At 42.1% G+C, this 5,664-nt stretch carries 7 protein-coding genes, 1 tRNA gene, 1 rRNA gene and 1 other RNA gene; 9 read left to right on the top strand and 1 reads right to left on the bottom strand.

Going from position 1 to position 5,664, the window contains the following annotated elements; translation table 11 throughout:
- Positions 1–158 precede the first annotated feature (158 nt).
- Positions 159–782 carry a cysteine hydrolase family protein gene (locus tag PQ511_RS23500; RefSeq protein ID WP_273854337.1) on the bottom strand — a complete coding sequence of 208 codons (624 nt, stop codon included), beginning with the start codon at positions 780–782 and terminating at the stop codon, positions 159–161.
- Between the two features lie 88 nt (positions 783–870).
- Here PQ511_RS23500 and tadA point away from each other — a divergent pair, with 88 nt between their 5' ends.
- The 9 genes from tadA to PQ511_RS23455 form a co-directional block, all read left to right on the top strand.
- Positions 871–1,389: a tRNA adenosine(34) deaminase TadA gene (gene tadA / locus PQ511_RS23495; RefSeq protein ID WP_273854336.1), complete on the top strand. Its 519-nt coding sequence runs from the start codon at positions 871–873 to the stop codon at positions 1,387–1,389.
- 33 nt (positions 1,390–1,422) lie between these two features.
- Positions 1,423–1,515, top strand: a tRNA-Ser gene (locus tag PQ511_RS23490).
- Between the two features lie 99 nt (positions 1,516–1,614).
- An RNA gene (gene ffs / locus PQ511_RS23485) (signal recognition particle sRNA large type) lies at positions 1,615–1,881 on the top strand.
- 141 nt (positions 1,882–2,022) lie between these two features.
- On the top strand, positions 2,023–3,717 hold the full coding sequence (dnaX, locus tag PQ511_RS23480; RefSeq protein ID WP_273854335.1) for a DNA polymerase III subunit gamma/tau: 1,695 nt from the start codon (positions 2,023–2,025) through the stop codon (positions 3,715–3,717).
- Between the two features lie 42 nt (positions 3,718–3,759).
- A complete protein-coding gene (locus PQ511_RS23475; protein ID WP_098445890.1) occupies positions 3,760–4,080 on the top strand; it encodes a YbaB/EbfC family nucleoid-associated protein in 321 nt (106 codons plus the stop codon).
- Positions 4,081–4,091: 11 nt separating this feature from the next.
- Positions 4,092–4,688, top strand: a complete 597-nt coding sequence (gene recR, locus PQ511_RS23470; RefSeq protein ID WP_226660155.1) for a recombination mediator RecR — start codon at positions 4,092–4,094, stop codon at positions 4,686–4,688.
- A gap of 17 nt (positions 4,689–4,705) precedes the next feature.
- The gene (locus PQ511_RS23465; RefSeq protein WP_273854334.1) at positions 4,706–4,921 is read left to right on the top strand and encodes a YaaL family protein; all 216 of its coding nucleotides are present in this window, start codon (positions 4,706–4,708) and stop codon (positions 4,919–4,921) included.
- 77 nt (positions 4,922–4,998) lie between these two features.
- Positions 4,999–5,265, top strand: coding sequence for a pro-sigmaK processing inhibitor BofA family protein (locus PQ511_RS23460; protein ID WP_224591276.1), 267 nt, complete (start codon positions 4,999–5,001; stop codon positions 5,263–5,265).
- 298 nt (positions 5,266–5,563) lie between these two features.
- Positions 5,564–5,664: ribosomal RNA gene (locus PQ511_RS23455) — 16S ribosomal RNA — on the top strand; the annotation flags it as partial.

Genomic DNA, 5,664 nt, shown 5'->3' with positions numbered 1-5,664 from the left:
GATGGTTATTGTGTGGTAACTATAATTTTATCAGAGGTTGCCCTTATTTTATTGTTAAATTAAGATGAAAATATAGAAAGAGTGGCCCTGCGAACAAATTATTTGTCCGCAGGGCCACTCTTATTTTAATTTACTGGGTTTTGTCCCAGCCTCTTTTCTTATCCTTCATATGCAGTCGTTGTTTTTCGCTCGTTCGCTTTTTCGATGAGTTTGTCTAGTTCTAATTCGTTGGACGCTTGAGTATTTGCTTTTAAGTTTCCTTCCATTAATCGAAGGGCGTAATCGTTGTCTTCTTTTACGTTAGACGCACAGCAATCAGAAGGGATATACAGATCGTATTCTCTCATATAAGCATCATTTGCAGTAAAGAGCACACAAATGTTGCCTGCAAAGCCTGTAAGAATAAGCGTATTCACGTTTAAGAATTTAAGTAAGGACGAGAGCGGTGTTGAAAAAAAGCCAGAGTGCTTTGGCTTTACGACCGTATAATCATCATCTTCTGGTTCAAGGCGATCAACTAAATGCTGTCCATTCGCTTCGGCGGCGTAATTAATAACCTTTTTGAAATCGGATTGCCATAAACCATAATTATCATTAACATAGATCACAGGCATTCCTTTTGCTTTGGCTTTTTCTTTTAAAGACTTAATATGATCTGCTGTTTCTTCTGTGTATCTCGCAAGAAGTTCAGCATCTTCGAAATCCATTGTATTGATTACGTCAATTAGTAAGAGAGCGGCAGAAGTATCTTGATGACTATTTTCAATATGTTTTTTACTCATGTGAACTCCTCTCCTTTTAAAAAATTGGAATAATATGTAGTTTACCCAAACCGATTATAGATAAAACGACCATTAAGGAGGGAAAGTAATGCAGGATCAGCTTGAAAGAGATGTATACTTTATGCGACTTGCAATGGCGGAGGCAGAGAAAGCTTCGGCCATAGGAGAGGTACCAATTGGTGCAGTTATTGTAAAAGAAGAAAAAGTGATAGCATCAGCTTATAACCTTAGAGAAACGGAACAACGAGCCGTGGCCCACGCTGAGCTACTTGCGATTGATGCCGCGTGTCAAAAAGTAGGTTCATGGCGTTTAACAGACTGCACGCTCTACGTTACGCTCGAGCCTTGTGCCATGTGTAGCGGCGCCATTGTTTTGTCACGAGTGGAGCGAGTGGTGTACGGGGCGAGTGATCCGAAAGGTGGTTGTGCTGGTACCTTAATGAATCTTCTTGATGATGACCGATTTAATCATCAGGCCGCAATCACGGCTGGAGTATGTGAAGAGGAATGCGGCACAATGCTATCGACGTTTTTTCGCCACTTAAGACAAAAACGGAAAGAGGAAAAGCGCAGATTATCATTCATTGAAAATCCTGAAAAGACATGATATAGTCTTTTTGTCAGTGAGCCAACGATTGATGGAGGCGTACCCAAGTCTGGCTGAAGGGGGCTGACTCGAAATCAGTTAGGACGTTCACGCGTCGCGGGGGTTCAAATCCTCTCGCCTCCGCCATTTACATTTAATGGAGTATTTGACCTGTTGCTAAAATGGTCGAAATACGATATACTTTATTTTGCACCATTTGAGTGCACAACAATGTTATCAAATTTGCCGTGCTAGGTGGGGAATTAGCGGTGCCCTGTACTCGCAATCCGCTATAGCGAGACTGAATCCCTTCCCGAGGTTTAGCCACTGCAGGGTCTGACCTGAATAAGTGGTGTTGACATTCGGGTCCTGCGCAACAGAGTCCTATGAACCCTGTCAGGTCCGGAAGGAAGCAGCAGTAAGTAGGTACCCTCTGTGTGCCGCGGGAGTGCCCGGATCGAGCTAACTGTTCAGGTAACGCCTGTGGTGGCTTTATCGAAGGAAGGTGCACGGTTTACTTAATTTAATTATTCAAACTCACTCTTTCCTAAGGGTGAGTTTTTTAGTATCGTTTTCGTAGGATTGACTTTTGAATTAGACGCAATGAAACGGTATAATAGAAATGTATGAAGAGGTTAGGAGGAGAGTAGGCGAATGAGTTATCAAGCGCTATACCGCGTTTGGCGACCGCAAACGTTTGAAGATGTGGTTGGTCAAAAGCATGTCACCAGAACAATTCAGAACGCACTCGTACAGCAAAAAATCTCTCACGCCTATTTGTTTACAGGACCTCGAGGAACGGGAAAAACGAGTGCTGCCAAAATTATTGCGAAAGCGATTAACTGTGAAAAGGCACCAGTGGCTGAACCGTGCAATGAATGTTCAGCGTGTCTTGGGATTACAGATGGGTCGATATCTGATGTCATTGAAATTGATGCGGCATCCAATACAGGGGTCGACGACATTCGTGACATTCGCGATAAAGTGAAGTATGCGCCAAGTTCTGTTTCTTATAAGGTGTATATTATAGATGAAGTTCACATGCTTTCAACTGGAGCGTTCAATGCTCTTTTAAAAACATTGGAAGAGCCTCCAAAGCATGTGGTGTTTATTCTTGCAACGACGGAGCCTCATAAAATCCCGTTAACGATTATCTCAAGGTGTCAGCGTTTTGATATGAGAAGAATTACAGCGCAGGACATTGTGGGACGTTTACAAACGATTATTGATGCGCAGGATATTGAGGTAGAAGAAGATGCACTTTATCAAGTTGCTCGAGCGGCAGATGGCGGAATGCGAGATGCTTTAAGTATTCTTGATCAGGCAATCTCTTATAGTGAAGCTGAAGTTGTATTAGATGACGTGCTTGCTGTAACAGGAAGCGTGTCTCAAAAAATGATTTCAAAAATAGCAATGGCTTTCTATCATAAAGATGTTGCTCAAGCACTAAGCGCAGTGGAAGAATTAATGGATCATGGAAAAGACGCTGCACGTTTCCTAGAAGATCTGATTTATTACTATCGTGATTTATTACTTTACCAAACGGCACCTCAGCTTGAAGAAGTTGTGGAAAGAGTAAAAATTGATGAAACGTTCAAGCAGTTAGGTGATCAATCTGCGAAAGAGTGGATCTACACTGTCATCGAAACGTTAAATCGCAGTCAGCAGGAGATGAAGTGGACAAACCACCCACGAATTTTCCTTGAATTAGCGCTCGTCCAAATATGCCAGGATGAAACGACTAGCCAAAATAAGCCTGCTCAAGATCAAAGCGAATTATTGGATCGTATTCAAAAGCTGGAAAATGAGCTGAAGACTTTGAAAGAGCAAGGCGTTACGGTAAAGCAAGAAGAAGCAAGTGAGCCGAAACAGAAAAAACAATTTAAACCTTCCAGACAGAAATCTGGTGTATCTCATGGTAGAATAAAAGAGATGCTGAAGAAGGCGACTAAGCAGGATTTAATGAAAGTGAAAAGCGTGTGGGGCGAAGTGATGGAGAACGTTCGTCAAGAAAAAGTTTCTGCACATGCCTGGTTAAAGGATAGCGAGCCTGTTGCAGCTACTGATAACTCCTTCCTGCTATCTTTTCAGTACGACATGCACTGCCAGATGGCAACAAAAGACAACATTCGTGGTACGCTAGAACAAGTACTTTCACGTACGCTCGGGAAGCAACTTGAAATGGTTGCGATTGTTGAAACAGAGTGGAAGGAAATTCGTGCTGAGTTCTTGAAGACAAGAGATGAACCAGAACCTGACCAAACTAATGGTGAGGAACCAGCAGAAGATCCATTGATTGCTGAAGCAAGACGCCTTGTTGGCGATGATTTATTAGATATTCAAACATAAAATGAACGATAACTAAGGAGGAATTTTATTATGAAACGCGGCATGGGTGGCGGAGGAAACATGAATAACATGATGAAGCAAATGCAAAAGATGCAGAAGGATATGGCAAAAGCGCAAGAAGAACTAAAGGACAAAGTCGTTGAAGGTTCAGCTGGTGGCGGTATGGTTCTTGTAAAAGCAAATGGACATAAAGAAATTCTTGAAGTTATTGTAAAAGAAGAAGTTGTGGATCCAGACGACATTGATATGCTCCAGGATCTCGTGCTTGCTGCAACAAATGATGCGCTTCGTAATGTAGATGAGTTGGTTAACAAAGACATGGGTAAATTCACGCAAGGGCTTAATATGCCAGGAATGTTTTAGGGGGTACGCAGGTGCATTATCCTGAACCAATCTCAAAACTGATCGACAGTTTTATGAAATTGCCGGGAATCGGACCAAAAACGGCGGTCCGCCTGGCTTTTTTCGTTCTTGAAATGAATGATGATGACGTACTGGATTTTGGGAAAGCGTTAGTGAATGCGAAGCGTCAGCTAACGTATTGCTCTGTATGTAATCACATTACTGATACGGACCCATGTCGAATATGTTCAGACAGTCATCGCGATGAAACGGTTATTTGCGTTGTACAAGATGCAAAAGACGTCATCGCTATTGAGAAAATGAAAGATTACACAGGACTTTATCACGTGCTTCATGGTGCCATCTCTCCTGTAGAAGGAATTGGCCCGGAAGATATTAAAGTGCCAGAGTTATTAAAACGTCTGCAGGACGATAAGGTCACGGAAATTATTCTCGCCACCGATCCTACAATTGAAGGAGAAGCAACGGCAATGTATATTGCTCGTCTTGTGAAACCAACAGGAATTCGCATTACCCGTATTGCTCACGGCCTTCCAGTTGGTGGCGATCTTGAATATGCGGATGAGGTCACCCTTTCGAAAGCGATGGAAGGACGTCGTGAATTGTAGCGTCAGGAGGAAACGAAATGTTCTTCAAGCGGAAAGGCTATTTACGTAAAGAAGCTGATGAGCGTTTGATTCAGACGCTATATGAATTAAAAGAAGTTTGGAACAAGCAGAAAGAGATTGTAGAGCGTAGCTTAGAGCCCTCTGGAGCGGTTCTTGCTAAGCTGAAAGTGGATGAAGCGAAATATTTCTTTCTATTAAAAGAAGCAAAACGAAGAAAAATAAGAATGGGATAGTTTAAAACTTCCCGTTCTTTTTTATTTGGACAGACATATGATTTAGTAATTCTGAGAAAAAAGAGCGGAGGCCTATTATGGACCCAAAACTCATTATTGGCTTATTTGTCCTAAGTATTGTTTTGCTTCTTTTCATAGGAGCCCCACTAAGACCAATGCGTTGGATCGGTCAGGGGTTAATTAAGCTCGCCATCGGCGCGTTACTGCTGTTCTTTCTAAATACGTTCGGCAGTCCATTTGATTTACACGTTCCGATCAATCCAGGAACAGCTGTTGTGACGGGATTCTTAGGAATTCCTGGTCTTGTAGCACTTGCTGCAATACAGCTCATTATCATAGGGTGAGACATAAGGATCCTCTAATGAAAGGGTCCTTTTTTGTTTTTCTGAAATAATTATTTAAAAAGGGGTTGCATATCAAGAATAACCCTGATATAGTTATATAGGTCGCCGCAACAACGCGGTTAACACGAAAAACAATTTCAAAAAAGTTGTTGACGCCAACTGAGTTAATATGGTATATTAATAAAGTCGCTGAAAACGACATTGAAAGAAACGAATTGCTCTTTGAAAACTGAACGAAACGCCATGTAAGTAGTTGTTTCTACGGAAACAAAATGTTTTAAAAGCTAGATTAAGCTTTCTATCGGAGAGTTTGATCCTGGCTCAGGACGAACGCTGGCGGCGTGCCTAATACATGCAAGTCGAGCGAAGAGATGGGAGCTTGCTCCCTGATCTTAGCGG

The organism is Guptibacillus spartinae (assembly GCF_028610625.1).
GTDB classification, from domain to species: Bacteria; Bacillota; Bacilli; order Bacillales; family Guptibacillaceae; genus Guptibacillus; species Guptibacillus spartinae.
This window is presented reverse-complemented; position numbering and strand designations above follow the sequence as displayed.